Here is a 26525-nt window from a genome sequence, read left to right on the forward strand (position 1 = left end):
GAGCGTTATACGCGACGTTTTTTCGGCGGACGACAACCGTTATGAGGGATCGGAGTCACATCAGTAATATTCGTGATGCGGAAACCAGCGGCGTTCAGAGCGCGAACAGTAGATTCACGACCCGGACCCGGACCTTTAACCATAACTTCCAGATTCTTGATGCCGTATTCTTTTACGGCTTCTGCGCAACGCTCTGCTGCAACCTGAGCTGCGAACGGAGTGGATTTGCGAGAACCACGGAAACCGGAACCACCGGCTGTTGCCCAACCCAATGCGTTACCCTGACGATCAGTAATAGTAACGATGGTGTTGTTGAAAGAAGCATGGATATGAGCCACGCCGTCAGAGACTTGTTTTCTTACACGTTTACGTGCACGAACTGGTGCCTTTGCCATTATTCAATCACCCCGATTATTTCTTGATCGGTTTGCGCGGACCCTTACGGGTACGTGCGTTGGTCTTAGTACGCTGACCGCGCACTGGCAGACCACGACGATGACGCAAACCGCGATAGCAACCAAGATCCATCAGGCGCTTGATGCTCATGCTGATTTCACGGCGCAGATCACCTTCAACGACAAATTTGGCAACTTCGTCACGCAGCGTGTCGATTTGTTCTTCAGACAGCTCACTGATCTTAACATCTTCAGCGATACCCGCTGCAGCCAGAATGGCTTTAGAACGGGTCTTGCCGACGCCGTAGATCGAAGTTAATGCGATCACAGCATGTTTCTGATCAGGAATGTTAATGCCTGCTATACGGGCCACTATGCACTCCTACTATTTAATATGTACGCACCATGCTGAAAAGCCCGTTTTCAGGATACTCAAATGGAAACGTACAGACATACAAAAGATTGGCTGGCTAATCTAGCCAGCTCAACCCAACTTTGCAAGAAAAATATGCGAAATAATCAGCCTTGGCGCTGTTTATGCTTCGGCTCGGCACTGCAAATCACACGGATGACACCATCACGCTTAACGATTTTGCAGTTACGGCATAATTTCTTGACGGAAGCACGAACTTTCATTTTTACTCTCCGTAACTTCTCAGGCGACCATTTAGCGGCCGTAGCCTTTCAGGTTCGCCTTCTTCAATGCAGACTCGTACTGACTGGACATCATCAGAGTTTGCACTTGAGCCATAAAGTCCATAATCACGACAACAACGATAAGCAGTGAGGTCCCACCGAAGTAGAACGGTACTTTCATTGCATCACGCATGAACTCCGGGATCAGGCAGATAAAAGTAATATAAAGCGCACCAACCAAAGTCAGGCGAGTCATTACTTTATCGATATACTTCGCCGTTTGCTCTCCCGGACGAATTCCTGGTACAAATGCACCGGACTTCTTCAGGTTATCTGCTGTTTCACGCGGGTTGAAGACCAACGCCGTGTAGAAGAAACAGAAGAAGATGATCGCAGACGCATAGAGTAACACATAAAGTGGTTGCCCAGGCTGCAAATACAGCGAAATTGTTGTCAGCCAGTTCCAACCAGTACCGCCCCCGAACCATGACGCGATGGTCGCCGGGAACAGAATAATACTGGAAGCGAAGATAGCCGGGATAACCCCCGCCATGTTCACTTTCAGCGGTAAATGTGTGCTCTGTGCAGCATAGACACGACGACCTTGCTGACGTTTAGCGTAGTTCACCACAATGCGGCGTTGACCACGTTCAACGAAGACAACAAAGAACGTCACTGCAAATACTAATACTGCAACCAACAGCAACAGGAGGAAGTGCAGGTCGCCTTGACGCGCTTGCTCGATAGTATGGGCGATGGCTGGCGGGAGGCCCGCAACAATACCGGCGAAGATAATGATAGAGATACCGTTACCGATACCACGCTCAGTAATCTGTTCGCCGAGCCACATCAGGAACATAGTCCCTGTGACCAGACTTACAACAGCGGTGAAATAGAATGCAAAGCCCGGGTTTAACACCAGGCCCTGCATACCAGGCATATTCGGCAGACCGGTAGCAATACCGATCGACTGGAATATTGCCAGCACCAGAGTACCGTAACGGGTGTACTGACTAATCTTACGACGTCCAGACTCCCCTTCTTTCTTCAACTCTGCCAGGGCCGGATGAACGACCGTCAGCAGCTGGATAATAATAGATGCCGAAATGTACGGCATAATACCCAATGCAAAGATAGAAGCACGGCTGAGAGCACCACCAGAGAACATGTTGAACATTTCAATGATGGTGCCTCGCTGTTGCTCAAGCAGTTTGGCAAGTACAGCGGCATCGATACCAGGGATCGGAATAAAAGAGCCAATACGGAACACAATCAGCGCGCCGATAACAAACAGCAGTCTGCGTTTCAGCTCGCCAAATCCACCTTTGGCACTTTGAAAATCTAATCCCGGTTGCTTAGCCATCTGCTACTTATTCCTCAATTTTACCGCCAGCAGCTTCGATAGCAGCACGAGCACCTTTAGTAACACGCAGGCCACGAACAGTTACCGGAGTAGAAACTTCACCAGCCAGGATCACTTTCGCGAACTCGATCTGGATACCGATAATGTTTGCTGCTTTCAGCGTGTTCAGGTCTACAACGCCGCCTTCAACTTTCGCCAGGTCAGACAGACGGATTTCCGCTGTGATCGCTGCTTTGCGAGAGGTGAAGCCGAACTTCGGCAGACGACGGTACAGTGGCATCTGGCCACCCTCGAAACCGCGACGTACGCCACCGCCAGAACGAGAGTTCTGACCTTTGTGACCACGACCACCGGTTTTGCCGAGGCCAGAACCGATACCACGACCCAGGCGTTTACCCGCCTTTTTAGAGCCTTCGGCCGGAGACAGAGTATTTAAACGCATCTCTTACTCCTCAACTTTAACCATGAAGTAAACCGCGTTGACCATACCACGAACAGCGGGAGTATCCTCGCGCTCAACGGTATGACCAATACGACGCAGACCCAGGCCAAGCAGCGTTGCCTTGTGTTTCGGCAGACGACCGATTGCACTGCGGGTTTGAGTGATTTTAATAGTCTTTGCCATGGTCAATTACCCCAGAATTTCTTCAACGGATTTACCACGCTTGGCAGCGACCATTTCTGGAGAATTCATATTTTCCAGGCCATCAATAGTTGCACGAACCACGTTGATCGGGTTGGTGGAACCATATGCTTTGGCCAGAACGTTATGAACCCCAGCAACTTCCAGAACGGCGCGCATTGCACCACCGGCGATGATACCGGTACCTTCTGAAGCTGGCTGCATGAATACACGAGAACCCGTGTGAACACCTTTAACTGGGTGTTGCAGGGTACCGTTGTTCAGCGCGACGTTAATCATATTGCGACGGGCTTTTTCCATCGCTTTCTGGATCGCTGCTGGAACTTCACGCGCTTTACCGTAACCAAAACCAACGCGACCGTTACCATCGCCTACTACAGTCAGAGCTGTGAAGGAGAAAATACGACCACCTTTAACGGTTTTAGATACGCGGTTTACCGCGATCAGCTTTTCCTGCAGTTCGCCAGCCTGTTTTTCGATGTGAGCCATCTTACACCTCTACCTTAGAACTGAAGGCCAGCTTCACGGGCAGCATCTGCCAGTGCCTGGACACGACCATGATATTGGAACCCGGAACGGTCAAAGGAAACATTGCTGATGCCTTTTTCCAGAGCGCGTTCAGCAACAGCTTTACCTACAGCTGCAGCGGCGTCTTTGTTACCGGTGTACTTCAATTGTTCTGAGATAGCTTTTTCTACAGTAGAAGCAGCTACCAGAACTTCAGAACCGTTCGGTGCAATTACCTGTGCGTAAATATGACGCGGGGTACGATGTACCACCAGGCGAGTTGCACCCAGCTCTTTGAGCTTGCGGCGTGCGCGGGTCGCACGACGGATACGAGCAGATTTCTTATCCATAGTGTTACCTTACTTCTTCTTAGCCTCTTTGGTACGCACGACTTCGTCGGCGTAACGAACACCCTTGCCTTTGTAAGGCTCAGGACGACGGTAGGCGCGCAGATCTGCTGCAACCTGACCGATCAGCTGTTTATCAGCGCCTTTCAGCACGATTTCAGTTTGAGTCGGACATTCTGCAGTGATACCGGCCGGCAGCGGATGCTCAACAGGGTGTGAGAAGCCCAGAGACAGGCCTACTGCATTCCCTTTGATAGCTGCACGATAACCTACACCAACCAGCTGAAGCTTTTTAGTGAAGCCTTCGGTAACACCAACAACCATTGAGTTCAGCAGGGCACGCGCGGTACCAGCCTGAGCCCATCCATCCACGAAACCATCACGTGGACCGAAGGTCAGAGCGTTATCTGCATGTTTAACTTCAACAGCTTTGTTGAGGGTACGAGTCAGCTCGCCGTTTTTACCTTTGATCGTAATAACCTGACCGTCGATTTTTACATCAACGCCGGCAGGAATAACGACCGGTGCTTTAGCAACACGAGACATTCTTTCCTCCGATTAGGCTACGTAGCAGATAATTTCGCCACCAAGACCAGCCTGGCGCGCTGCACGATCAGTCATAACACCTTTAGAGGTAGAAACAACTGCGATACCAAGACCAGCCATAACTTTTGGCAGCTCATCTTTTTTCTTATAGATGCGCAGGCCTGGGCGGCTGACACGCTGAATGCTTTCTACAACAGCTTTACCCTGGAAATACTTAAGAGTAAGTTCCAGTTCCGGCTTGGTGTCGCCTTCAACTTTAAAATCTTCGATAAAACCTTCTTCCTTCAGCACGTTGGCAATTGCCACTTTCAGCTTGGCGGAAGGCATGGTGACCGCAACTTTGTTCGCGGCCTGACCGTTACGGATACGGGTCAGCATATCCGCGATCGGATCTTGCATGCTCATCTGTCTTTACTCCCGTGATTCAATTGGTAATTACCAGCTAGCCTTTTTCAAGCCTGGCACTTCACCGCGCATGGCGGCTTCACGCAGTTTGATACGGCTCAACCCAAACTTGCCCACATAACCATGTGGACGACCTGTTTGACGACAGCGGTTACGCTGACGAGACGGGCTGGAATCACGCGGCAGAGACTGCAGCTTGAGAACCGCATTCCAACGATCTTCGTCGGAAGCGTTCACATCAGAAATGATCGCTTTCAGTTCAGCGCGTTTAGCGAAGAATTTATCAGCTAAAGCTACGCGCTTTACTTCGCGTGCTTTCATTGATTGCTTAGCCATTCAGTAACCCTACCTTACTTGCGGAACGGGAAGTCAAAGGCAGCCAGCAGAGCACGGCCTTCTTCGTCAGATTTCGCAGTAGTGGTAATGGTAATATCCAAACCACGCACGCGGTCGACTTTATCGTAGTCGATTTCTGGGAAGATGATCTGCTCACGGACACCCATGCTGTAGTTACCACGACCGTCGAAAGACTTAGCGGACAAGCCACGGAAGTCACGGATACGTGGAACAGCAATAGTGATCAGGCGCTCAAAGAACTCCCACATGCGTTCGCCACGCAGAGTTACTTTACAGCCGATCGGATAGCCCTGACGGATTTTGAAGCCTGCAACAGATTTGCGTGCTTTGGTGATCAGCGGTTTTTGACCGGAGATTGCTGTCAGGTCAGCTGCTGCGTTATCCAGCAGTTTCTTGTCAGCGATCGCTTCACCAACACCCATGTTCAGGGTGATCTTCTCGACCCGAGGGACTTGCATGACAGAATTGTAGTTAAACTCAGTCATGAGTTTGTTAACTACTTCGTCTTTGTAGTAATCATGCAGTTTCGCCATCGTACTACTCCAAATTACTTGATAGTTTCGCTGTTAGACTTGAAGAAACGGACTTTTTTGCCGTCTTCGAATCTAAAGCCTACACGGTCAGCCTTGCCGGTAGCCGCATTGAAGATTGCAACGTTAGAAACCTGAATAGCAGCTTCTTTTTCAACGATGCCACCTGGTTGGTTCAGGGCCGGAACCGGCTTCTGATGTTTCTTAACCAGGTTGATACCTTCAACGACAAGTTTGCCGGAAGACAGAACATTTTTTACTTTACCGCGTTTACCTTTATCTTTACCGGTTAACACGATAACTTCGTCATCACGACGGATTTTCGCTGCCATGATTCGCTCCTTAGAGTACTTCTGGTGCCAGAGAGATAATTTTCATGAACTTCTCAGTACGAAGTTCACGAGTTACCGGCCCAAAGATACGCGTGCCGATAGGCTGCTCGCTGTTATTGTTTAAAATAACGCATGCATTACCATCGAAGCGAATGACAGAACCGTCAGGGCGACGAACACCCTTCTTGGTGCGCACCACTACCGCCTTCAGCACATCACCTTTTTTGACCTTACCACGTGGAATTGCTTCCTTGATGGTGATCTTGATGATGTCGCCTACGCCTGCGTAGCGACGGTGCGAGCCACCCAGAACCTTGATACACATTACGCGACGTGCACCGGAGTTGTCGGCGACGTTCAGCATAGTCTGTTCTTGGATCATTTTAGTGCTCCGCTAATGTCAACTACTACCTGAGACTCTAAAATCAGAGCCGTTAAAAAGCCCCATATCGAGGGCGCGGCATTATAACACCGCTTCTGCAATATGGGTAGAAAAAATAAACGGCTCATCGCTGAGCCGTTTATTCGTATTGAGAAGGCGTACTGTATTACAGAACCGCTTTCTCTACAACGCGAACTAGCGTCCAGGACTTAGTCTTGGACAGTGGACGGCATTCACGGATTTCAACCTTGTCGCCGATACCACATTCGTTGTTCTCGTCATGTACGTGCAGTTTGGTCGTACGCTTGATGAATTTACCGTAGATCGGGTGTTTCACAATACGTTCGATAGCTACAACAATGGATTTCTCCATTTTGTCGCTAACAACACGACCTTGCAGAGTACGGATTTTATCGGTCATTACGCACCCGCCTTCTGAGTCAGTAAAGTCTTAACGCGTGCAACATTGCGACGCACTTGCTTCAGCAGGTGAGTCTGTTGCAGCTGGCCACTTGCAGCCTGCATACGCAGGTTGAACTGCTCACGCAGCAGGTTCAGCAGCTCAGCGTTCAGCTCTTCAACGCTTTTTTCACGCAGCTCTTTTGCTTTCATTACATCACCGTCTTAGTTACAAAGGTGGTTTTGATAGGCAGTTTCGCTGCTGCCAGGCCGAAGGCTTCACGGGCCAGCTCTTCCGGAACACCGTCCATTTCATAAAGGACTTTGCCCGGTTGGATCAAGGCAACCCAGTACTCCACGTTACCTTTACCTTTACCCATACGAACTTCCAGTGGCTTCTCGGTGATCGGTTTGTCCGGGAATACACGGATCCAGATCTTACCTTGACGCTTAACTGCACGGGTCATTGCACGACGTGCTGCTTCGATCTGACGTGCAGTCAGACGACCACGGCCAACAGCTTTCAGACCGAAAGTGCCGAAGCTAACATCCGTACCCTGCGCCAGACCACGGTTGCGGCCTTTGTGCACTTTACGGAATTTTGTACGCTTTGGTTGTAACATCAGCGACGCTCCTTATTTACGGCCTTTACGCTGCTGCTTTTTAGGTTGAGCAGCCGGTTTTTCCGGTTGTTCAACAGCAGCCATACCACCCAGGATCTCACCTTTGAAGATCCATACCTTAACGCCGATTACACCGTAAGTGGTGTGCGCTTCAGAGGTGTTGTAGTCGATGTCAGCACGCAGAGTGTGCAGCGGTACGCGACCTTCACGGTACCATTCGGTACGTGCGATTTCCGCGCCGCCCAGACGGCCGCTAACTTCAACTTTAATACCTTTAGCGCCCAGACGCATTGCGTTCTGTACAGCACGCTTCATAGCACGACGGAACATAACACGACGTTCCAGCTGTGAAGTGATGCTGTCAGCAACCAATTTAGCGTCCAGTTCAGGCTTACGAACTTCAGCGATATTGATCTGTGCAGGAACGCCAGCGATATCCGCTACGACCTTGCGCAGTTTTTCTACGTCTTCGCCTTTCTTACCGATAACGATGCCAGGACGAGCAGTGTGAATAGTCACACGGATGCTCTTCGCTGGACGCTCGATAACGATACGAGATACAGACGCTTTAGCCAGTTCCTTAGTCAGGTACTGACGTACTTTAAAATCGCTGTCCAGGTTGTCAGCGAATTCTTTGGTGTTCGCAAACCAGGTAGAGTTCCATGGTTTTACAATACCCAGGCGAATACCATTAGGATGTACTTTCTGACCCATTGCTAGTCTCCAGAGTCTCAGCGATCGGACACAACCACAGTAATGTGGCTGGTGCGCTTCAGGATGCGATCTGCACGACCTTTCGCACGCGGCATAATGCGCTTCATGCTTGGGCCTTCATCTACGAAAATTTTCGCGACTTTCAGATCGTCGATGTCAGCGCCATCGTTGTGTTCAGCGTTAGCAATGGCAGATTCCAGTACTTTCTTGACCAATACCGCAGCTTTCTTGTTGGTATAGGTCAGGATGTCCAGGGCCTGCGACACTTTCTTACCGCGAATCAGGTCAGCAACAAGGCGAACCTTCTGAGCAGAAGAACGAGCATGGCGATGTTGAGCTAAAGTTTCCATCTCTTCCTCCTACCTTATTTCTTCTTCGCTTTTTTATCAGCAGCGTGGCCGCGATAAGTACGAGTCGGTGCGAATTCACCCAGTTTGTGACCAACCATTTCGTCGGTAACAAAGACTGGAACGTGCTGACGACCATTATGGACAGCGATGGTCAAACCGATCATGTTAGGAAAGATCGTTGAACGACGGGACCAAGTGCGCAGGGGCTTCTTGTCTCCGCTTTCCACCGCTTTCTCTACCTTCTTCAGCAAGTGCAGGTCAATAAAAGGACCTTTCTTGAGAGAACGTGGCATGGCTTATCCTCTAAAATTATTTGCTACGGCGACGTACGATAAATTTATCAGTACGCTTGTTGCTGCGGGTCTTCTTACCTTTGGTCTGAACGCCCCACGGAGTTACCGGGTGCTTACCAAAGTTACGACCTTCACCACCACCATGTGGGTGGTCGACTGGGTTCATCGCAGTACCGCGAACGGTAGGACGAACACCACGCCAGCGTGCAGCACCTGCTTTACCCAGAACGCGCAGCATATGCTCAGCATTGCCAACTTCGCCCAGAGTAGCGCGGCAGTCTGCTTCGACTTTACGCATTTCACCAGAACGCAGGCGCAGGGTGACATAAGCACCATCACGAGCAACGATCTGAACGTAAGTACCAGCGGAACGTGCCAGCTGACCGCCTTTACCTGGTTTCATTTCTACGTTATGAACGGTAGAACCAACCGGGATATTGCGCATCGGCAGGGTGTTGCCTGCTTTGATTGCAGCATCAACGCCAGACTGAATCTGGTCGCCAGCTTTCAGGCCTTTAGGGGCCAGGATGTAACGGCGTTCGCCGTCTTTGTACAGAACCAGCGCGATGTTCGCGGAACGGTTCGGATCGTACTCAAGACGTTCAACAACTGCTGGGATACCGTCTTTGTTGCGTTTGAAGTCAACAATACGATAAGCCTGCTTGTGGCCACCACCGATGTGACGAGTGGTGATACGGCCATTGTTGTTACGACCACCGGATTTGCTGTTTTTTTCCAGCAACGGAGCAAAAGGTTTGCCCTTGTGCAGCTCAGGGTTAACCACTTTAACTACGTGGCGACGACCCGGAGATGTCGGTTTACATTTAACAACTGCCATTGTATTACTCCTCCGACTTACTCAGCGCCGCCAACGAAGTCCAGATTCTGGCCTTCTTTCAGGGTGACGTAAGCTTTTTTCCAGTCGCTACGACGACCGATACGCTGTCCGTGACGTTTAACTTTCCCTTTAACTACCAGGGTGTTAACGACTTCGACTTCGACTTCAAACAGTTTCTGCACAGCAGCTTTGATCTCTGCTTTGGTCGCGTCTTTAGCAACTTTGAGAACGATGGTGTTTGTTTTTTCCATCGCAGTAGACGCTTTTTCAGAAACGTGCGGTGCGCGAAGCACCTTCAGCAGACGTTCTTCACGAATCATGCCAGCATCTCCTCAACTTGCTTAACAGCATCAGCAGTCATTACGACTTTGTCGAAGGCGATCAGGCTAACCGGGTCGATACCAGTCGCATCGCGTACGTCAACCTTGTGCAGGTTACGTGCGGCCAGGAACAGGTTCTCGTCCAGCTCACCGGTGATGATCAGCACATCTTCCAGAGCCATGTCTTTCAGTTTCTGTGCCAGCAGCTTAGTTTTAGGCGCTTCAACAGAGAACTTCTCGACAACGATCAGACGATCCTGACGTACCAGTTCGGACAGGATGCTTTTCAGCGCGCCGCGGTACATCTTTTTGTTAACTTTTTGACTGTGGTCCTGTGGACGCGCAGCGAAGGTCACGCCACCTGAACGCCAGATCGGGCTCTTGATAGAACCTGAACGCGCACGGCCGGTACCTTTCTGGCGCCATGGCTTTTTGCCAGAACCAGTTACTTCAGCACGAGTCTTCTGAGCACGAGTACCCTGACGAGCACCAGCTGCATAAGCAACAACAACCTGGTGAACCAGCGCTTCGTTGAAATCACGACCGAAGGTAGTTTCGGAAACAGTCAGCGCGCTCTGCGCGTCTTTCAATACTAATTCCATTGCTATCCCCTTACGCCTTCACAGCTGGTTTAACGATCAGGTCGCTACCGGTTGCACCCGGAACTGCACCTTTAACCAGCAGCAGGTTGCGCTCAGCGTCAACACGTACTACGTCCAGGCTCTGAACGGTCACACGTTCGTTACCCAGCTGACCTGCCATTTTCTTGCCTTTGAACACTTTGCCCGGAGTCTGGTTCTGACCGATAGAACCCGGAACGCGGTGAGACAAGGAGTTACCGTGGGTAGCGTCCTGGGTACGGAAGTTCCAGCGCTTAACGGTACCAGCAAAACCTTTACCTTTAGAGGTACCGGTTACGTCAACTTTTTTAACGTCAGCAAACAGCTCAACGCTAATGTCCTGACCTACGGTGAACTCTTCGCCTTCAGCAAGACGGAATTCCCACAGACCACGGCCAGCTTCTACGCCAGCTTTAGCGAAGTGACCCGCTTCTGGTTTGGTTACACGGTTAGCTTTTTTAGCACCAGTGGTCACCTGAACAGCGCGGTAGCCATCGTTAGCCAGATCTTTAACCTGGGTAACGCGGTTTGCTTCAACTTCGATTACGGTTACTGGGATTGAAACGCCATCTTCAGTGAAGATGCGGGTCATGCCCACTTTTTTACCGACTAAACCAATCATTGTATCAACCTCTCAATCGCTCGATGACCTGATTAACCCAGGCTGATCTGCACGTCTACACCGGCAGCCAGATCCAGACGCATCAGAGCATCAACGGTTTTCTCAGTTGGCTCAACGATGTCAACCAGACGCTTGTGAGTGCGGATTTCGTACTGATCGCGCGCGTCTTTGTTGACGTGCGGAGAGATCAGAACGGTGAAGCGCTCTTTGCGGGTCGGCAGCGGGATCGGACCACGGACTTGCGCACCAGTGCGCTTAGCAGTCTCGACGATTTCCGCGGTTGATTGATCGATCAGACGATGATCAAACGCTTTAAGGCGGATACGGATTCTTTGGTTCTGCATGAGACCAGAGCTCCAATTATTTTATAAACGAAAATGATTACTCCTCAAACCCATTACGATTGATGGGAGAGTGTAACCGTTCTTACGTAGCTCCCCAATTGGGAGCATTGTTGAGTAACAAAATGAGCTACTCTGGTTCTGATTGAACCCGCCGTCAATTACGACAAGCCCGCGCATTATACGTAAATCTGGACAAGACGCAAGTGCCGTTTAGAAATTAAGCGCCAGAGGCGCAGTATGCGTAAGGGCGCGCAACTTTTTACGCAATGTATCCCTTCTCAAGGCTTTGTCTCGAGCCCCTACGCAAGTGTCGTTTTTATAGATTGCCGCCCAGGCCGATTATAGCGAGGATGCGCTCAAACCCCTTTGAGGCCTTTTCCATGTTAACCACCCTCCCCTTTTTGCTGGTCTATTTTTCGCTGACTGCCTTTCTCGTCCGTGCAGATATTCGCTACGGACTGCTTCCGGATAAGTTTCTCTGCCCGCTGCTCTGGGCGGGCCTGCTCTTTCAGCTCTGCGTCCAACCTGATTTTCTGCCAAGTGCAGTGGTGGGAGCGATGGCTGGATATGTCGGCTTTGCCGTTATTTACTGGGGATATCGGTTTATCTGCCGGCGTGAAGGGATGGGATACGGCGATGTAAAATACCTGGCGGCGCTTGGTGCGTGGCATGGCTGGTGCATGCTGCCTACGCTGGCGTTACTCGCTGCGCTTATGGCGCTACTTAGCATTCTTGTGTTTTCGTTACTCACCGGCGATAAGGGAGCATTAAAAAACCCACTGCCTTTTGGGCCATTTCTGGCAGCAGCGGGTTTATGCGTAGGCTGGAAGACGGTGGTTACTCTTCCACTTTAATCTGCGACTGAAGGTAGTTCTGCAGACCGATTTTAGCAATCAGATCCAGCTCCGTTTCCAGCCAATCAATATGACCTTCTTCATCGGCCAGGATCTGGATCATCATATCGCGACTAACGTAGTCATGTACGCTGTCGGCATAGGCAATGGCTTCACGGAGATCTTTGGCGCCTTCAAGTTCCAGCCTGAGGTCGGAACGCAGCATCTCTTCGACATCTTCTCCGATGCCCAGCTTTCCAAGATCCTGCAGGTTTGGAATGCCTTCAAGGAATAAAATACGCTCGATATATTTATCAGCGTGCTTCATTTCATCGATCGATTCATGGTACTCAACGTCGTTCAGACGTTTAAGCCCCCAGTTTTTGAACATTCTCGCGTGAAGAAAGTACTGGTTAATTGCGACAAGCTCATTTCCCAATAATTTATTGAGATAACTTATGATTTTAACATCACCTTTCATTATATAGTCCCTCCGCTTCCACTCATTGAAGCGTAGATCGGGCTACAGGGATGTCAAAAAAAAGATGGGCGCTTACGCGATCTCTTTGTATTCCGGGATCTGCATCAATTCGTCCTGCATGATCTCTCGCGCAGCACGTACACATTTACCGCATTGATTTCCCACCGGAACAAATTTGCGTAGTTGCTGAAATGACTGAGGCTGAAACTGGCGAACGGCCTGACGTATTTTCTTGTCGCTTACACCATTACATAAACAAACGTACATAGAGACTCCCGTTCAAATTATGCGCAAAGTGTAAGTGAGAATGGTTATGATTACAATAGCACAAACGCCACAATACGGGGCGGGAGCAGGCAAAAAATGCGAAATTTTGTGACAGTAACTGAGCGGCAGAAAACAAAAAAGGACGCCGAAGCGTCCTTTTTTTTATTCGGGGATAATTAATTAGCCCAGAACTTTAGCAACAACGCCCGCGCCAACGGTACGGCCGCCTTCACGGATTGCGAAACGCAGACCGTCGTCCATCGCGATTGGGTGGATCAGAGTCACAACCATCTTGATGTTGTCGCCTGGCATTACCATCTCAACGCCTTCTGGCAGTTCGATGGTACCGGTCACGTCAGTTGTACGGAAGTAGAACTGTGGACGGTAGCCTTTGAAGAACGGAGTATGACGGCCGCCTTCGTCTTTAGACAGGATGTACACTTCAGATTCGAACTTGGTGTGTGGCTTGATTGAGCCTGGCTTCGCCAGAACCTGACCACGTTCGATTTCTTCACGTTTGATACCACGCAGCAGAACACCAACGTTCTCACCAGCACGGCCTTCGTCCAGCAGTTTGCGGAACATTTCAACGCCAGTACAGGTAGACTTCGCAGTCTCTTTGATACCAACGATTTCAACTTCTTCACCAACTTTGATGATACCGCGCTCTACACGACCGGTAACAACGGTACCACGACCGGAGATGGAGAATACGTCTTCGATTGGCAGCAGGAATGGCTTGTCAATCGCACGCTCTGGTTCTGGGATGTAAGAATCCAGGAAGCCAGCCAGTTCGATGATTTTCGCTTCCCACTCAGCTTCGCCTTCCAGCGCTTTCAGAGCAGAACCACGAACGATTGGAGTATCGTCGCCCGGGAAATCGTACTGAGACAGCAGTTCACGAACTTCCATCTCTACCAGTTCCAGCAGCTCTTCGTCATCAACCATGTCGCATTTGTTCAGGAACACGATGATGAAAGGAACGCCTACCTGACGACCCAGCAGGATGTGCTCACGAGTCTGAGGCATTGGGCCGTCAGTCGCAGCAACAACCAGGATCGCGCCGTCCATCTGCGCAGCACCGGTGATCATGTTTTTAACATAGTCGGCGTGGCCTGGGCAGTCTACGTGTGCGTAGTGGCGAGTCGGGGTGTCATATTCAACGTGGGAAGTGTTGATGGTGATACCACGAGCTTTTTCTTCTGGTGCGTTATCGATCTGGTCGAATGCACGAGCAGAACCACCGTAGGTTTTAGCCAGAACGGTAGTGATTGCAGCAGTCAGGGTAGTTTTACCATGGTCAACGTGGCCGATAGTACCAACGTTGACGTGCGGTTTTGTACGTTCAAATTTTTCTTTAGACACGGCTATATTCCTTACTATAGTGCTCTCCCCTGTGGAGAGAGCACGGGACTTAGGTTTTAATCCTGTGGATTACTTACCACGGGCTTCAATAACGGCCTGAGCAACGTTGTTAGGCGCATCATCATACTTCAGGAATTCCATGGTGTATGATGCACGACCTTTGGTCAGAGAACGCAGCTGAGTTGCATATCCGAACATTTCAGACAGCGGAACTTCAGCGTGGATCTTAACGCCAGTTACTTCGGATTCCTGACCACGCAGCATACCGCGACGACGGCTCAAGTCACCGATAACGTCACCGGTGTTCTCTTCAGGAGTTTCTACTTCAACCTTCATGATTGGCTCAAGCAGAACTGGTTTTGCTTTCTTAAAGCCTTCTTTAAAGGCAATAGACGCAGCCAGTTTAAACGCCAGTTCAGAGGAGTCAACGTCGTGGTAAGAACCGAAGTGCAGACGAACACCCATGTCAACAACCGGATAGCCAGCCAGAGGGCCCGCTTTCAGCTGTTCCTGGATGCCTTTATCAACGGCTGGGATGTATTCGCCAGGAATTACACCACCTTTGATGTCGTTGATGAACTCGTAACCTTTCGGGTTAGAGCCCGGCTCCAGTGGGTACATGTCGATCACAACGTGACCGTACTGACCGCGACCACCAGACTGCTTAGCGTGTTTACCTTCAACATCGGTAACTTTCGCGCGAATCGCTTCGCGGTAAGCAACCTGAGGTTTACCCACGTTCGCTTCAACGTTGAATTCACGCTTCATACGGTCAACGATGATGTCCAGGTGCAGTTCACCCATACCAGCGATGATGGTCTGGTTAGATTCTTCATCAGTCCATACGCGGAATGATGGGTCTTCTTTCGCCAGACGGCCCAGAGCCAGACCCATTTTTTCCTGGTCAGCTTTGGTTTTTGGTTCAACTGCGATGGAGATTACCGGCTCAGGGAATTCCATACGCTCCAGAATGATCGGGTGATCCGGGTCACACAGGGTGTCACCAGTGGTCACGTCTTTCAGACCGATAGCTGCAGCGATGTCGCCCGCACGAACTTCTTTGATCTCTTCACGTTTGTTAGCGTGCATCTGTACGATACGGCCAAAACGTTCACGCGCCGCTTTCACGGAGTTCAGGATGGTGTCACCGGAGTTAACCACACCAGAGTAAACGCGGAAGAAGGTCAGGTTACCCACGAATGGGTCGGTAGCAATTTTGAACGCCAGTGCAGAGAATGGCTCTTCGTCGCTTGCGTGACGCTCAGCCGGAGTATCTTTACCGTCGTCCAGGATGCCGTTGATCGCAGGAACGTCAACTGGGGATGGCAGGTAGTCAACTACCGCATCCAGCATCGCCTGAACACCTTTGTTCTTGAACGCAGAACCACAGGTTACCAGGATGATTTCGTTGTTCAGAACGCGCTGACGCAGAGCTTTTTTGATCTCTTCTTCAGTCAGTTCTTCACCACCCAGGTATTTCTCCATCAGCTCTTCAGAAGCTTCAGCAGCGGATTCGATCAGGTTCTGGTGCCATTCGTCAGCCAGGTCCTGCATTGCAGCTGGGATATCTTCGTATTCGAAGGTAACGCCCTGGTCTGCATCGTTCCAGTTGATGGCTTTCATTTTCACCAGGTCGATAACGCCGGTGAAGCCTTCTTCAGCACCAATTGCCAGCTGCAGCGGAACAGGGTTCGCGCCCAGACGGGTTTTGATCTGGCCAACAACTTTCAGGAAGTTAGCACCCATACGGTCCATTTTGTTAACGAACGCGATGCGTGGAACTTTATATTTGTTCGCCTGACGCCATACGGTTTCAGACTGTGGCTGAACACCACCAACTGCGCAATAAACCATTACCGCGCCGTCAAGAACACGCATGGAACGTTCTACTTCGATGGTGAAGTCAACGTGCCCTGGGGTGTCGATGATGTTTACGCGATGCGGTTCGTACTGCTTAGCCATACCTGACCAGAATGCAGTAGTCGCTGCGGAGGTGATAGTGATACCACGCTCCTGCTCCTGTTCCATCCAGTCCATGGTGGCTGCGCCGTCATGAACTTCACCGATTTTATGGTTTACACCGGTGTAGAACAGAATACGTTCGGTAGTAGTGGTTTTACCGGCGTCGATGTGCGCACTGATACCGATGTTACGGTAGCGTGCGATGGGTGTTGTACGAGCCATTTGATTCCTCGTTTATATCTTTAGGCGTTCAGTTAAGTTACCCAGAGCGGGCGGCTTCTCTGAAGCGCCCGCCTGGTGACTAATACTCCGAAGGGATTACCAACGGTAGTGTGCGAACGCCTTGTTGGCTTCTGCCATACGGTGAACGTCTTCACGTTTCTTAACTGCAGTACCTTTGTTGTCTGCAGCATCAGAAAGTTCGTTCGCCAGACGCAGAGCCATGGATTTATCACCGCGTTTACGAGCAGCTTCAACGATCCAACGCATTGCCAGAGCATTACGACGAACCGGACGAACTTCAACTGGAACCTGATAAGTAGAACCACCAACGCGGCGGGACTTAACTTCTACGGTTGGGCGAACGTTGTCGAGAGCGACTTCGAAAGCTTCCAGTTCATTTTTACCAGAACGCTGAGCCAGGGTCTCAAGCGCGCTGTATACGATTGCTTCTGCAGTAGATTTTTTACCATCTACCATCAGGATATTTACAAATTTTGCCAGCAGTTCTGATCCGAATTTCGGATCTGGAAGAATTTTACGCTGACCAATAACGCGACGACGTGGCATGGGAATACTCCGTTGTTAATTCAGGATTGTCCAAAACTCAAAGAGTTTAGTTTGACATTAAGATAAATCAGTTTGGCCTTACTTAACGGAGAACCATTAAGCCTTAGGACGCTTCACGCCGTACTTGGAGCGAGCCTGCTTACGGTCTTTAACACCTGAGCAGTCGAGCGCACCACGAACGGTGTGGTAACGAACACCCGGAAGGTCTTTAACACGACCGCCACGGATCAGGATCACGGAGTGCTCCTGCAGGTTGTGACCTTCACCACCGATGTAGGAAGTCACTTCGAAACCGTTAGTCAAACGCACACGGCATACTTTACGCAGTGCGGAGTTTGGTTTTTTAGGAGTGGTGGTATATACACGAGTACATACGCCACGTTTCTGCGGGCAGGCTTCCAGCGCAGGCACGTTGCTCTTTGCAACTTTGCGTGCGCGTGGTTTGCGTACCAGCTGGTTAACTGTTGCCATTAAATAGCTCCTGGTTTTAGCTTTTGCTTCGTAAACACGTAATAAAACGACCTCATACAATATGAGGACGCGAAATTTTAGGGCTACGTCGAAAAGGTGTCAAGAAATATACAGCGATCTCAAATCACCAGTTCATTTGACTGGCGTGCGTCACAGTAAGATTGACGAAATCAGTATAGCCAACCACGTCAATTTTGGCTGAAATTTGACCAGAAAGACCCCGCGCATCCAGATCGTCCTTCAGCGCAGAGACTGTTATGGGGGCATTCGTGAGAATTTCAACGAAACGACTGCCGTCCAGTGCGGCAAGCACGCCATCCTGAATCAGCAGCAGATCATCACCTTCGCGCAGCATACTCAGTAACGCGTCGATATCACATTGCCACGGTGAATGGCTCAGAGTATGGAGCATGTCAGCCTCAGAAAGTCAGAACGGTGTCGTAGTGGGAAAGGTGTTCGCGCAATGCAGCAGAAGACAGGACTGTCACATCCAGCACGAAAGGCGTTGCCTCGTTTAGGCCGCGCGCAGCCAGGGAGTCGGCACAGACATAGAAGGTTTCGATATCGTAAAGCGGTAACACTTTGAACGTCGCGATGTAATCACGCGCCAGAATGGCCTGAGGCTGCTGCCCCGCCAGAAGCTGAAATACGCCGTCGCCCAAAAAGAAGACACCGATATCTTCGGTCAGTGCTGAGGTCGCGAGCAGCGCATCCAGCCCTTCTCTGCCGGACGCATTGCCGTGCGGTGCGGAGGAAAAAACAAACGCGACACGCTTCATCAGAATTGCACCACTCTGTCGCAGGTTAATGCCGCCTGTGCCAGTGCACCCAGGCCACTCAACGAAAAGCCGGGCTGCAGGTTAGAACCCGATAAACCAAGACGTGCGGCTTCGGTTGCATCGGTTACCCCGCGGCGCAGTGCCGCCGCCACGCAGATGTGCAATTCTACGCCCTGCTTTTCGTTTAATGCCTGCCAGGCGCGCACCAGATCGAACTCGTCGCTCGCCGGTGACGTAAACTGATTCGCGTTATACACCCCTTCCCGATAGAAGAAGACGCTCGACAGCTCATGTCCGGCCGCCAGTAGCGCATGCGCAAACTGCAGCGCGCTGCTGGCCTGCTGAGTGCCGTACGCCGGGCCTGTCACCATTAACGCAAAACGCATTACTTGTCTTGTCCCTGGAAATCGCCGCTTTTGAACTGGCGAATATAGAGGTAGACCGTGTGCTTGGAGATGTTCAGACGATCGGCCACCTGGTTGATGGCGTCTTTAATATCAAAAATCCCTTTTTCGTAGAGATTGAGCACGATCTGGCGATTCTTGGCGTTGTTCGAGACGTTGCGATCGGCATTCACCTCTTCAATCGTAAACTCAAGCGTCTGGGTCACCAGATCTTCAACGGAGGAGGCAAAGTTAACAGAAGAGCCAACGTCCGGCGTTTCTGGTGGAATAAAGGTGCTCATGATTTGCGAGAATGGCACATCAAGGTTCATGTTGATGCACAGCAGCCCAATAACACGATGCTCGCGGTTTCGAATCGCGATGGTTTCTGATTTCATCAGCACGCCGCTTTTGGCGCGGGTGAAATAGCATTTGGAGACGCTGCTGTCCGCGCCGGTCATGTCATGCAGCATACGCAATGCAAGGTCGGTAATTGGCGAACCAATTTTACGGCCAGTATGTTCACCATTCGCAATGCGGATGGCGGAACACTTCAGATCTTGCAGGGAGTGCAATACGATTTCGCAGTGGGAGCCAATGAGCATCGCTAACCCGTCCACTACCGCTTCGTAGGATTTCAGAATATCGAAGTCGGTCTGATCGAAAGGACGTTGATCCAGCAAATCAAGTTCACTGGTTTCGTTGGTTAAAAGCGACCTGGACATGAAAAAAACACTCCTTTTCAGGAGCCTGTCGTTAGGTTTTCAGGGCAGGCTCATTATCTACACGGACAACTAAATTAATACAGCGTGCGTAGCGCTTTCCAGTGTTAATTATATCTGCCCCACAATAAAAAAACCGCCGCCTGAAAGGCGGCGGTTTTTTTAAACATTACTTCTTAGCAGCAGCGGCTTTATCGTCAGCCGGTGCGTCTGCTTTCGCATCCGCTTTCGGTGCCGGTTTGATATCCAGCAGCTCTACGTCAAAGACCAGCGTAGAGTTAGCAGGGATACCCGGAACGCCGGTTTTGCCATAGGCCAGATCCGGTGGGATAACCATCTTGATCTTGCCGCCTTTCTTGATGTTTTTCAGGCCTTCAGTCCAGCCAGGGATCACACCATCCAGACGGAAAGAGAGCGGCTCACCGCGGGTGTAAGAGTTATCGAACTCTTTACCGTCGATCAGCGTACCTTTGTAGTTCACAACAACGGTATCGCTGTCTTTAGGCGCATCGCCGGTGCCTTCTTTCTCAACTTTGTACACCAGGCCGGTAGAAGAGGTTTTCACACCTTTCTCTTTGGCAAAGGTATCGCGGTAGGCTTTGCCTTTCGCTTCGTTGTCTTTAGCGTCCGCGTCCATCTTGGTCTGCGCGGCACCCTTCACGCGCGCTTCGAACGCCTGCAGAGTCTGTTCAATTTCCTGGTCAGACAGCTTGCTCTTATCTGCAAATGCGTCCTGAACGCCCGCGATCAGCTGAGCTTTATCCAGTTTGATGCCCAGTTTCTCTTGTTCTTTCAGAGAGTTTTCCATGTAGCGACCCAGAGATGCGCCCAGTGCGTAGGCGGATTTCTGGTCGTCATTTTTGAACGCCGCTTTGCTGTCTGCAGTGGCAGCAGGCTTCGCAGCAGTATCAGCAGCGAATGACAGCGGCGCGTTCAGCGCAACAGCCATCGTCGTCGCCAGCAGCGTTACTTTAAACAGTGATTTCATCCATATCTCCAGGGCCTGGGGACTCTCACCCCAGCGTTAAACGTAAATGAGTTACGTACTATAAAACGTTGCGGAAGAAATCTACAGACAGACACTTCCAATTCTCGCCACTTTTCAGACTATTTTTGTTTAAATAAGTTTCCTGCCAAGGGGATGCGGACTGTACTTAAGGATAAACTCAGTTAAACTGCGCCGCCGCAGGGCCATTATGGCGAATCTGAAATAAACGAGGTGAATGATGAAGGATACAGCAATAGAAGCGAGAATGGCTGAGCTGGAAAGCCGCCTGGCTTTTCAGGACATCACCATCGAAGAGCTAAACCAGACCGTGACCGCACATGAGCTCGAAATGGCAAAACTGCGGGATCATATGCGCCTGCTGACGGAAAAGCTGAAGGCTACACAGCCGTCAAACATTGCCTCTCAGTCAGAAGAGACGCCACCTCCTCATTATTGAGGCGTAAAAAAAGCGGGATTATTATCCCGCTTTTTTATTTTCCGCATGACGGAATTAGTGGCAACCGCAGCCGCCGTTACCGCAACCACCTTTACCGTGGTCGTGACCATGGTCGTGATCGTGGCCGTGACCACCGCAGCAGCCGTCGTGGCCGTGATCGTGGTCATGGTCGTGACCGTGCGCACCGTGAACGTGGCCATGAGCCAGCTCTTCTTCGGTCGCTTCACGGATCGCAACAACTTCTACGTTGAACTTCAGGTTCTGGCCAGCCAGCATGTGGTTACCGTCAACCACGACGTGGTCATCTTCCACTTCGGTGATTTCAACAGGAACCGGGCCCTGGTCAGTTTCAGCCAGGAAGCGCATGCCAACCTGCAGTTCGTCAACGCCCATGAACACGTCTTTAGGAACGCGCTGAACCAGGTTGTCGTCATACTGACCGTAAGCGTCGTTCGCGCCTACAGCAACGTCAAATTTGTCGCCAACTTCATGACCTTCCAGCGCGTTTTCCAGGCCAGAAATCAGGGAACCGTGACCATGCAGGTAGTCAAGCGGCGCACTCACCGGAGACTCATCAACCAACACACCGTCTTCTGTACGTACCTGATAGGCCAGGCTGACCACCAGGTCTTTTGCTACTTTCATGATATCTCCTGAGCGTGGGAAAATTGCTGGCGCAGATTGTAGCGGAAATCTGCACCCGTGTACCCTTTAGCTTAAAAAAACTCAGGGCATATCGCTAGTCCGGATGAAAAATCCCGATAACTTGCTCTTCTTTGCGAACGTGATCGCGGGCCTCTTTATCGGCCTCACGCATCTGGTGACCGCACTTAACACACTCAACAACATCAACATTATTTTCCCGCCACATCGCCAGGGTATCTTGCGCCTGACAGGTCGGGCATTTTGCACCCGCGATAAAGCGTTTACGTACAGCCATCTTTCGTTACCCTTTATTCAAATTCATCCCAGCCATCAAGCTGGCGTCGTTCCTGTTGCATCTCTCGCTGGAAGATCTCCTCCAGCTCGCGACGCGCTTCCCGCACGCGGGATATCTGCGCCGTATCGGTATGTACCGGCATCAGCTCGCGCAACATCCGCATATCCAGCCGGCGGAAGTGCATCTGGGCGCGCTGCGCCTGATGCGGATGCATGCCGAGCGAGATCAGCGCCTTACGACCCAGCTCCAGCGCACTGGAGAACGTCTCACGGGAGAAGTGTTTCACACCCGCCTGCAACAATTCGTGAGCTTCAACACGTCCCCGCGCACGCGCCAGAATATGCAGATGCGGGAAATGCTGCTGGCACAGATCCACCAGCTTCATCGTGTCTTCCGGATCGTTACAGGTAATCACGATGGACTCTGCCGCTTCCGCCCCCGCCGAGCGCAGCAGCTCGAGCTGGGTCGCATCGCCGTAGTAAACCTTGTAGCCATATTTACGCATCAGGTTGACCGCGCTGATATCCCGCTCCAGTACCGTAATGCGCATTTTGTTCGCCATCAGCAGGCGTCCAATCACCTGTCCAAAACGGCCAAAGCCCACCACAATCACCTGCGGCTTATCGTCTTCCACCCACGGCGCTTCGTCTTCATCGTCATTTGGGTTCAGGCGGCGCGACAGCAGTTTATCCACCAGCTTCATCAGCAGCGGCGTGGTCATCATAGACAGCGTGACCGTCACCAGCAAAAGCGCCATCTGATCGTCTTTAAACAGCTTCTGGGAAGATGCGGTGGAGAACAGCACAAACGCGAACTCGCCTCCCTGGCTCAACACGCTGGCAAACTGCATGCGTTCCGAACTGCGCAGCCCGTAGATACGTGACATGACGTACAGCACCAGCATCTTCACCGCCACCAGGATGGCGACGCTCACTACTACCCACAGCAGATGGGTATAGAGCACACCGAGGTTGAGCGCCATCCCCACCGAAATAAAGAACAGGCCTAACAGCAGCCCTTTGAAGGGATCGATGGCAATTTCCAGCTCGTGCCGATACTCGCTCTCCGCCAGCAGCACCCCGGCGATAAAGGTCCCGAGCGCCATCGACAGCCCCAGCGCGTCCATAAACAACGCCGATCCCAGCACCAGCAGCAGCGTCGCGGCGGTAAACACCTCGCGAACGCCCGACGCGGCTATAAAGCGGAACACGGGACGTAGCAGGAAACGACCGCCGATGAGCATGCCCGCGAAGGCCAGCACCTTCATGGCGATTTTAGCCCAGTCGAAGTGATCGTCCCCGGACCCCGCCAGCAGCGGCACCAGCGCCAGCGCCGGGATCACCGCCAAATCCTGGAACAGCAGCACCGAAAAGCCCAGCTGACCGGCTTCGTTGCGATTCATCCCTTTGTCGCGCATCAGCTGCAGCGCCATCGCCGTCGACGACATCGCAAGCCCTATCCCGCCAATCACCGCCGCCTGCCATGAAAAGTTTGTCAGCATTAACAGGCCACCCAGGATCGCGGCGCTGAACAACACCTGCGCGGCGCCCACACCAAAGATAGAGCGCCGGAGCTGCCACAATTTCGAAGGATTCAGCTCCAGGCCGATGATGAACATCAGGAACACCACGCCCAGCTCGGAGAAATGGAGGATCTCATCGACATCGCTGATGAATCCCAGCCCCCATGGCCCAATCGCGATCCCCGCCAGCAGATACCCCAGCACCGCACCGATACCAATACGGGCTGCAAGCGGCACCGCGACGACGGCCGCAAATAAAAACAGCACCCCGGCGAGGAGTAAATTCGATCCTTCCATTAACGACCTCCTGCCGGGATAGGTGACGCCAGCCATTCACCGTAGGCTCTGGCGTGGCTTGCCAGCTCTTTCGGATCCTGACGCCGCGCCCAGTAGACAATAATCGGGCTCATCCAGTGCATACGGCACATGGCCGCCGTCAGCTCGAAAGGCCGCAGGATGTCGCTCATCGGATAGCGGTTCAGCCCGTCGTGACGGTAAGCGCTTTCGGGTTCACCGGTCGTAATCACGCTACGCCAGTACTTTCCCGCCAGCTGGTTGCCCCCCACCCCGCTGGAGAAGCCCCGGCTCAGCACGCGGTCCAGCCACTCTTTCAGCAGCGCCGGACAGCTATAGGTATAAAGCGGATGCTGGAACACAATCACGTCATGCTGACGCAGCAGCTCCTGCTCGTAAGGGATATCAATAAAGAAATCAGGATAGTGCGCGTAGAGATCGTGCACCGTTACGTTACTAAGCTGTGTGGCCGGCTTAAGCAGCACCCGGTTTGCCACCGAGTCCTGAGATTCCGGATGGGCATACAGCAGCAGCACTTTTGCTGTCTGAGACATCATTCCCCTCCCGGTCTTGTTTCTGTTTTTGTGTATCGTCGCTGTTTTGGGCTACCATGGCGGCCCGGTGCGGAAAATGGCCCACACCTTACATTATCATAATGACAAATTAACATAGTCGGAACATACGGCGCTTCTATGATTGTTTTCTCCTCGTTACAAATTCGTCGCGGCGTGCGCGTCCTGCTGGATAACGCCACTGCTACCATCAATCCGGGCCAAAAAGTGGGTCTGGTCGGCAAAAACGGCTGCGGTAAATCCACCCTGCTGGCGCTGCTGAAAAACGAGATTAGCGCGGATGGCGGTAACTTTACCTTCCCGGGAAACTGGCAGCTCGCCTGGGTAAACCAGGAGACGCCGGCGCTGAGTGAACCGGCGCTCGACTATGTTATCGACGGCGACCGTGAATACCGCAAGCTCGAAGCGGAACTTCATTCTGCTAACGAGCGCAACGACGGTCACGCCATCGCCACCGTTCACGGCAAGCTGGACGCCATCGACGCGTGGACCATTCGCTCCCGCGCCTCCAGCCTGCTGCACGGCCTGGGCTTCAGCAACGAACAGCTGGAACGTCCGGTCAGCGACTTCTCCGGCGGCTGGCGTATGCGCCTCAACCTGGCGCAGGCGCTGATCTGCCGCTCTGACCTGCTGTTGCTCGACGAACCGACCAACCACCTCGATCTCGATGCGGTTATTTGGCTGGAGAAGTGGCTCAAGAGCTATCAGGGCACTCTGATTCTGATCTCCCACGACCGCGACTTCCTTGACCCGGTGGTGGATAAAATTATTCATATCGAACAGCAAACGATGTTCGAGTACACCGGCAACTACAGCTCCTTCGAGCGCCAGCGCGCGACGCGTCTCGCCCAGCAGCAGTCCATGTACGAAAGCCAGCAGCAGCGCGTGGCGCATCTGCAGAGCTTCGTGGATCGCTTTAAGGCCAAAGCCTCAAAAGCCAAGCAGGCCCAGAGCCGCATCAAGATGCTGGAACGCATGGAGATGATCGCCCCGGCGCACGTGGATAACCCGTTCCACTTCAGCTTCCGCGAGCCGGAAAGCCTGCCTAACCCGCTGCTGAAAATGGAAAAAGTCAGCGCTGGCTATGCCGACCGCATTATTCTCGACTCCATCAAGCTCAACCTGGTGCCGGGTTCCCGCATTGGCCTGCTGGGGCGTAACGGCGCCGGTAAATCGACGCTGATCAAACTGCTGGCGGGCGAGCTTAACCCGGTCAGCGGCGAAATCGGCCTGGCGAAGGGCATCAAGCTGGGTTACTTCGCCCAGCATCAGCTGGAATTTTTACGCGCGGATGAATCGCCGATTCAGCACCTCGCGCGTCTTGCGCCGCAGGAGATGGAGCAGAAGCTGCGCGACTATCTCGGCGGCTTCGGCTTCCAGGGCGATAAGGTGACTGAAAACACCGAGCGCTTCTCCGGCGGCGAAAAGGCCCGTCTGGTGCTGGCGCTGATCGTCTGGCAGCGCCCGAACCTGCTGCTGCTCGATGAACCGACCAACCACCTGGATCTCGACATGCGTCAGGCGCTGACCGAAGCGCTGATTGAGTTCGAAGGCGCGCTGGTGGTGGTTTCGCACGACCGTCACCTGATCCGCTCCACCACGGACGATCTCTATTTAGTGCACGGCGGCAAAGTCGAACCGTTCGACGGCGATCTGGAAGACTATCAGCAGTGGCTGACGGACGTGCAGAAGCAGGAAAACCAGCCGGAAGAGTCAGCGAAAGATAACGCCAACAGCGCGCAGGCGCGTAAAGATCAGAAGCGCCGTGAAGCGGAGCTGCGCACCCAGACGCAGCCCCTGCGTAAAGAGATTACCCGTCTCGAAAAAGAGATGGAAAAACTCAACGCCACGCTGGCTATCGTTGAAGAGAAGCTCGGTGATAGCGGCCTGTATGACCAGAGCCGCAAGGCTGAGCTGACCGACTGCCTGCAAACCCAGGCGAAGACCAAATCCAGTCTCGAAGAGTGCGAGATGGCGTGGCTCGACGCGCAGGAACAGCTGGAAGCGATGCTGCAGGCTGACTGACCGGTTTACCCCGTTTGAAGAACAGAATCCGTACCGGGTTCGGAAATCCAGCTTAAACGGGGTACAATTCGGAAAGTATCGTAAATTTCCGACAAGAATCAGCATCGCG

General features: G+C 52.1%; 43 protein-coding genes. 3 read left to right on the plus strand and 40 right to left on the minus strand.

Annotation, left to right across the window (positions count from 1 at the left end; all coding sequences use genetic code 11):
- Positions 1-5: 5 nt before the first annotated feature.
- The 25 genes from rpsK to rpsJ all read right to left on the minus strand — a co-directional run bounded on the left by rpsK (position 6) and on the right by rpsJ (position 11566).
- Entirely contained in the window at positions 6-395 is a 390-nt protein-coding gene (gene rpsK, locus EnteroDNA1_RS11945; protein ID WP_003863312.1) for a 30S ribosomal protein S11, read from the minus strand.
- Between the two features lie 16 nt (positions 396-411).
- Positions 412-768 (minus strand): 30S ribosomal protein S13, encoded by a 357-nt coding sequence (gene rpsM, locus EnteroDNA1_RS11950; RefSeq protein WP_003863308.1) that lies wholly within the window; start codon positions 766-768, stop codon positions 412-414.
- Between the two features lie 146 nt (positions 769-914).
- The gene (rpmJ, locus tag EnteroDNA1_RS11955; protein WP_000868187.1) at positions 915-1031 is read right to left on the minus strand and encodes a 50S ribosomal protein L36; all 117 of its coding nucleotides are present in this window, start codon (positions 1029-1031) and stop codon (positions 915-917) included.
- A 31-nt stretch (positions 1032-1062) separates the two neighbouring features.
- Positions 1063-2394: a preprotein translocase subunit SecY gene (gene secY, locus EnteroDNA1_RS11960; protein ID WP_003863305.1), complete on the minus strand. Its 1332-nt coding sequence runs from the start codon at positions 2392-2394 to the stop codon at positions 1063-1065.
- A gap of 7 nt (positions 2395-2401) precedes the next feature.
- Positions 2402-2836, minus strand: a complete 435-nt coding sequence (rplO, locus tag EnteroDNA1_RS11965; RefSeq protein ID WP_003863304.1) for a 50S ribosomal protein L15 — start codon at positions 2834-2836, stop codon at positions 2402-2404.
- A 3-nt stretch (positions 2837-2839) separates the two neighbouring features.
- The gene (rpmD, locus tag EnteroDNA1_RS11970) at positions 2840-3019 is read right to left on the minus strand and encodes a 50S ribosomal protein L30 (RefSeq protein WP_003863301.1); all 180 of its coding nucleotides are present in this window, start codon (positions 3017-3019) and stop codon (positions 2840-2842) included.
- A 6-nt stretch (positions 3020-3025) separates the two neighbouring features.
- Positions 3026-3526, minus strand: coding sequence for a 30S ribosomal protein S5 (rpsE, locus tag EnteroDNA1_RS11975; RefSeq protein WP_003863299.1), 501 nt, complete (start codon positions 3524-3526; stop codon positions 3026-3028).
- Between the two features lie 14 nt (positions 3527-3540).
- Positions 3541-3894: a 50S ribosomal protein L18 gene (gene rplR / locus EnteroDNA1_RS11980; RefSeq protein ID WP_003863297.1), complete on the minus strand. Its 354-nt coding sequence runs from the start codon at positions 3892-3894 to the stop codon at positions 3541-3543.
- A 9-nt stretch (positions 3895-3903) separates the two neighbouring features.
- Complete coding sequence (gene rplF, locus EnteroDNA1_RS11985) at positions 3904-4437, minus strand: 50S ribosomal protein L6 (RefSeq protein ID WP_003863296.1); 534 nt, start codon at positions 4435-4437, stop codon at positions 3904-3906.
- Positions 4438-4449: 12 nt separating this feature from the next.
- Positions 4450-4842 carry a 30S ribosomal protein S8 gene (rpsH, locus tag EnteroDNA1_RS11990; RefSeq protein WP_006178918.1) on the minus strand — a complete coding sequence of 131 codons (393 nt, stop codon included), beginning with the start codon at positions 4840-4842 and terminating at the stop codon, positions 4450-4452.
- A 30-nt stretch (positions 4843-4872) separates the two neighbouring features.
- The gene (gene rpsN / locus EnteroDNA1_RS11995; RefSeq protein WP_003863291.1) at positions 4873-5178 is read right to left on the minus strand and encodes a 30S ribosomal protein S14; all 306 of its coding nucleotides are present in this window, start codon (positions 5176-5178) and stop codon (positions 4873-4875) included.
- A 14-nt stretch (positions 5179-5192) separates the two neighbouring features.
- Positions 5193-5732 (minus strand): 50S ribosomal protein L5, encoded by a 540-nt coding sequence (gene rplE / locus EnteroDNA1_RS12000; protein ID WP_001096206.1) that lies wholly within the window; start codon positions 5730-5732, stop codon positions 5193-5195.
- A 14-nt stretch (positions 5733-5746) separates the two neighbouring features.
- Positions 5747-6061, minus strand: a complete 315-nt coding sequence (gene rplX / locus EnteroDNA1_RS12005; RefSeq protein ID WP_003863287.1) for a 50S ribosomal protein L24 — start codon at positions 6059-6061, stop codon at positions 5747-5749.
- Positions 6062-6071: 10 nt separating this feature from the next.
- Positions 6072-6443, minus strand: coding sequence for a 50S ribosomal protein L14 (gene rplN, locus EnteroDNA1_RS12010; RefSeq protein ID WP_002919748.1), 372 nt, complete (start codon positions 6441-6443; stop codon positions 6072-6074).
- Positions 6444-6609: 166 nt separating this feature from the next.
- The gene (gene rpsQ, locus EnteroDNA1_RS12015) at positions 6610-6864 is read right to left on the minus strand and encodes a 30S ribosomal protein S17 (protein WP_008503489.1); all 255 of its coding nucleotides are present in this window, start codon (positions 6862-6864) and stop codon (positions 6610-6612) included.
- Positions 6864-7055 (minus strand): 50S ribosomal protein L29, encoded by a 192-nt coding sequence (gene rpmC / locus EnteroDNA1_RS12020; protein ID WP_003863282.1) that lies wholly within the window; start codon positions 7053-7055, stop codon positions 6864-6866. Before rpmC ends, rpsQ begins: the two co-directional genes overlap by 1 nt.
- Positions 7055-7465, minus strand: a complete 411-nt coding sequence (gene rplP / locus EnteroDNA1_RS12025; protein ID WP_002919759.1) for a 50S ribosomal protein L16 — start codon at positions 7463-7465, stop codon at positions 7055-7057. The genes rpmC and rplP overlap by 1 nt, the downstream gene beginning before the upstream one ends.
- Before the next feature lie 12 nt (positions 7466-7477).
- Entirely contained in the window at positions 7478-8179 is a 702-nt protein-coding gene (gene rpsC / locus EnteroDNA1_RS12030) for a 30S ribosomal protein S3 (RefSeq protein ID WP_000529945.1), read from the minus strand.
- 17 nt (positions 8180-8196) lie between these two features.
- Positions 8197-8529, minus strand: a complete 333-nt coding sequence (gene rplV / locus EnteroDNA1_RS12035) for a 50S ribosomal protein L22 (protein WP_002919773.1) — start codon at positions 8527-8529, stop codon at positions 8197-8199.
- Between the two features lie 14 nt (positions 8530-8543).
- Positions 8544-8822, minus strand: a complete 279-nt coding sequence (gene rpsS, locus EnteroDNA1_RS12040; protein ID WP_001138117.1) for a 30S ribosomal protein S19 — start codon at positions 8820-8822, stop codon at positions 8544-8546.
- 16 nt (positions 8823-8838) lie between these two features.
- Positions 8839-9660: a 50S ribosomal protein L2 gene (gene rplB, locus EnteroDNA1_RS12045; protein ID WP_000301859.1), complete on the minus strand. Its 822-nt coding sequence runs from the start codon at positions 9658-9660 to the stop codon at positions 8839-8841.
- Positions 9661-9677: 17 nt separating this feature from the next.
- Complete coding sequence (gene rplW / locus EnteroDNA1_RS12050) at positions 9678-9980, minus strand: 50S ribosomal protein L23 (RefSeq protein WP_000617546.1); 303 nt, start codon at positions 9978-9980, stop codon at positions 9678-9680.
- Positions 9977-10582: a 50S ribosomal protein L4 gene (rplD, locus tag EnteroDNA1_RS12055; protein ID WP_000424395.1), complete on the minus strand. Its 606-nt coding sequence runs from the start codon at positions 10580-10582 to the stop codon at positions 9977-9979. The genes rplW and rplD overlap by 4 nt, the downstream gene beginning before the upstream one ends.
- 10 nt (positions 10583-10592) lie before the next feature.
- On the minus strand, positions 10593-11222 hold the full coding sequence (gene rplC, locus EnteroDNA1_RS12060) for a 50S ribosomal protein L3 (protein ID WP_006178923.1): 630 nt from the start codon (positions 11220-11222) through the stop codon (positions 10593-10595).
- A gap of 32 nt (positions 11223-11254) precedes the next feature.
- Positions 11255-11566, minus strand: a complete 312-nt coding sequence (gene rpsJ, locus EnteroDNA1_RS12065) for a 30S ribosomal protein S10 (protein WP_001181005.1) — start codon at positions 11564-11566, stop codon at positions 11255-11257.
- Between the two features lie 380 nt (positions 11567-11946).
- Between rpsJ and EnteroDNA1_RS12070 the strand changes: the two genes are divergently transcribed.
- Complete coding sequence (locus tag EnteroDNA1_RS12070; protein WP_064673113.1) at positions 11947-12420, plus strand: prepilin peptidase; 474 nt, start codon at positions 11947-11949, stop codon at positions 12418-12420.
- Here the strand turns inward: EnteroDNA1_RS12070 and bfr are convergent.
- From bfr to fkpA, 11 genes are all read right to left on the minus strand, one after another.
- Positions 12404-12880, minus strand: coding sequence for a bacterioferritin (gene bfr, locus EnteroDNA1_RS12075; RefSeq protein WP_008503492.1), 477 nt, complete (start codon positions 12878-12880; stop codon positions 12404-12406). The genes EnteroDNA1_RS12070 and bfr overlap by 17 nt on opposite strands.
- Positions 12881-12952: 72 nt before the next feature.
- A complete protein-coding gene (gene bfd / locus EnteroDNA1_RS12080) occupies positions 12953-13147 on the minus strand; it encodes a bacterioferritin-associated ferredoxin (protein WP_008503493.1) in 195 nt (64 codons plus the stop codon).
- A 180-nt stretch (positions 13148-13327) separates the two neighbouring features.
- Positions 13328-14512, minus strand: coding sequence for an elongation factor Tu (gene tuf, locus EnteroDNA1_RS12085; RefSeq protein ID WP_014068448.1), 1185 nt, complete (start codon positions 14510-14512; stop codon positions 13328-13330).
- Between the two features lie 69 nt (positions 14513-14581).
- Entirely contained in the window at positions 14582-16696 is a 2115-nt protein-coding gene (gene fusA / locus EnteroDNA1_RS12090) for an elongation factor G (protein ID WP_033146789.1), read from the minus strand.
- Positions 16697-16792: 96 nt separating this feature from the next.
- Positions 16793-17263 (minus strand): 30S ribosomal protein S7, encoded by a 471-nt coding sequence (gene rpsG, locus EnteroDNA1_RS12095; protein ID WP_004106370.1) that lies wholly within the window; start codon positions 17261-17263, stop codon positions 16793-16795.
- Positions 17264-17359: 96 nt separating this feature from the next.
- Positions 17360-17734: a 30S ribosomal protein S12 gene (gene rpsL, locus EnteroDNA1_RS12100; RefSeq protein ID WP_000246815.1), complete on the minus strand. Its 375-nt coding sequence runs from the start codon at positions 17732-17734 to the stop codon at positions 17360-17362.
- A gap of 124 nt (positions 17735-17858) precedes the next feature.
- Positions 17859-18146 (minus strand): sulfurtransferase complex subunit TusB, encoded by a 288-nt coding sequence (tusB, locus tag EnteroDNA1_RS12105; protein WP_033146790.1) that lies wholly within the window; start codon positions 18144-18146, stop codon positions 17859-17861.
- A 7-nt stretch (positions 18147-18153) separates the two neighbouring features.
- Positions 18154-18513 carry a sulfurtransferase complex subunit TusC gene (tusC, locus tag EnteroDNA1_RS12110; protein ID WP_033146791.1) on the minus strand — a complete coding sequence of 120 codons (360 nt, stop codon included), beginning with the start codon at positions 18511-18513 and terminating at the stop codon, positions 18154-18156.
- Positions 18513-18899 carry a sulfurtransferase complex subunit TusD gene (gene tusD / locus EnteroDNA1_RS12115; protein ID WP_069303360.1) on the minus strand — a complete coding sequence of 129 codons (387 nt, stop codon included), beginning with the start codon at positions 18897-18899 and terminating at the stop codon, positions 18513-18515. The genes tusC and tusD overlap by 1 nt, the downstream gene beginning before the upstream one ends.
- Positions 18899-19621 (minus strand): helix-turn-helix transcriptional regulator, encoded by a 723-nt coding sequence (locus EnteroDNA1_RS12120; protein WP_014171909.1) that lies wholly within the window; start codon positions 19619-19621, stop codon positions 18899-18901. The genes tusD and EnteroDNA1_RS12120 overlap by 1 nt, the downstream gene beginning before the upstream one ends.
- A 166-nt stretch (positions 19622-19787) precedes the next feature.
- Entirely contained in the window at positions 19788-20606 is an 819-nt protein-coding gene (gene fkpA, locus EnteroDNA1_RS12125; protein WP_023309460.1) for an FKBP-type peptidyl-prolyl cis-trans isomerase, read from the minus strand.
- A gap of 238 nt (positions 20607-20844) precedes the next feature.
- Here fkpA and EnteroDNA1_RS12130 point away from each other — a divergent pair, with 238 nt between their 5' ends.
- The gene (locus EnteroDNA1_RS12130; RefSeq protein WP_023309461.1) at positions 20845-21063 is read left to right on the plus strand and encodes a protein SlyX; all 219 of its coding nucleotides are present in this window, start codon (positions 20845-20847) and stop codon (positions 21061-21063) included.
- Positions 21064-21117: 54 nt separating this feature from the next.
- Here EnteroDNA1_RS12130 and slyD read toward each other — a convergent pair whose 3' ends face one another.
- From slyD to kefG, 4 genes are all read right to left on the minus strand, one after another.
- Positions 21118-21708, minus strand: coding sequence for a peptidylprolyl isomerase (gene slyD, locus EnteroDNA1_RS12135; RefSeq protein ID WP_014833521.1), 591 nt, complete (start codon positions 21706-21708; stop codon positions 21118-21120).
- 94 nt (positions 21709-21802) lie between these two features.
- The gene (locus EnteroDNA1_RS12140; protein ID WP_033146793.1) at positions 21803-22003 is read right to left on the minus strand and encodes a YheV family putative zinc ribbon protein; all 201 of its coding nucleotides are present in this window, start codon (positions 22001-22003) and stop codon (positions 21803-21805) included.
- Between the two features lie 13 nt (positions 22004-22016).
- The gene (kefB, locus tag EnteroDNA1_RS12145; RefSeq protein WP_047059788.1) at positions 22017-23822 is read right to left on the minus strand and encodes a glutathione-regulated potassium-efflux system protein KefB; all 1806 of its coding nucleotides are present in this window, start codon (positions 23820-23822) and stop codon (positions 22017-22019) included.
- A complete protein-coding gene (gene kefG / locus EnteroDNA1_RS12150; RefSeq protein WP_014885493.1) occupies positions 23822-24373 on the minus strand; it encodes a glutathione-regulated potassium-efflux system ancillary protein KefG in 552 nt (183 codons plus the stop codon). The genes kefB and kefG overlap by 1 nt, the downstream gene beginning before the upstream one ends.
- Positions 24374-24511: 138 nt before the next feature.
- Here kefG and EnteroDNA1_RS12155 point away from each other — a divergent pair, with 138 nt between their 5' ends.
- Positions 24512-26416 carry an ABC transporter ATP-binding protein gene (locus EnteroDNA1_RS12155; RefSeq protein ID WP_033146795.1) on the plus strand — a complete coding sequence of 635 codons (1905 nt, stop codon included), beginning with the start codon at positions 24512-24514 and terminating at the stop codon, positions 26414-26416.
- The last annotated feature ends 109 nt before the right edge of the window (positions 26417-26525 follow it).

Source organism: Enterobacter sp. HK169 (assembly GCF_001719105.1).
GTDB lineage: Bacteria > Pseudomonadota > Gammaproteobacteria > Enterobacterales > Enterobacteriaceae > Enterobacter > Enterobacter asburiae_B.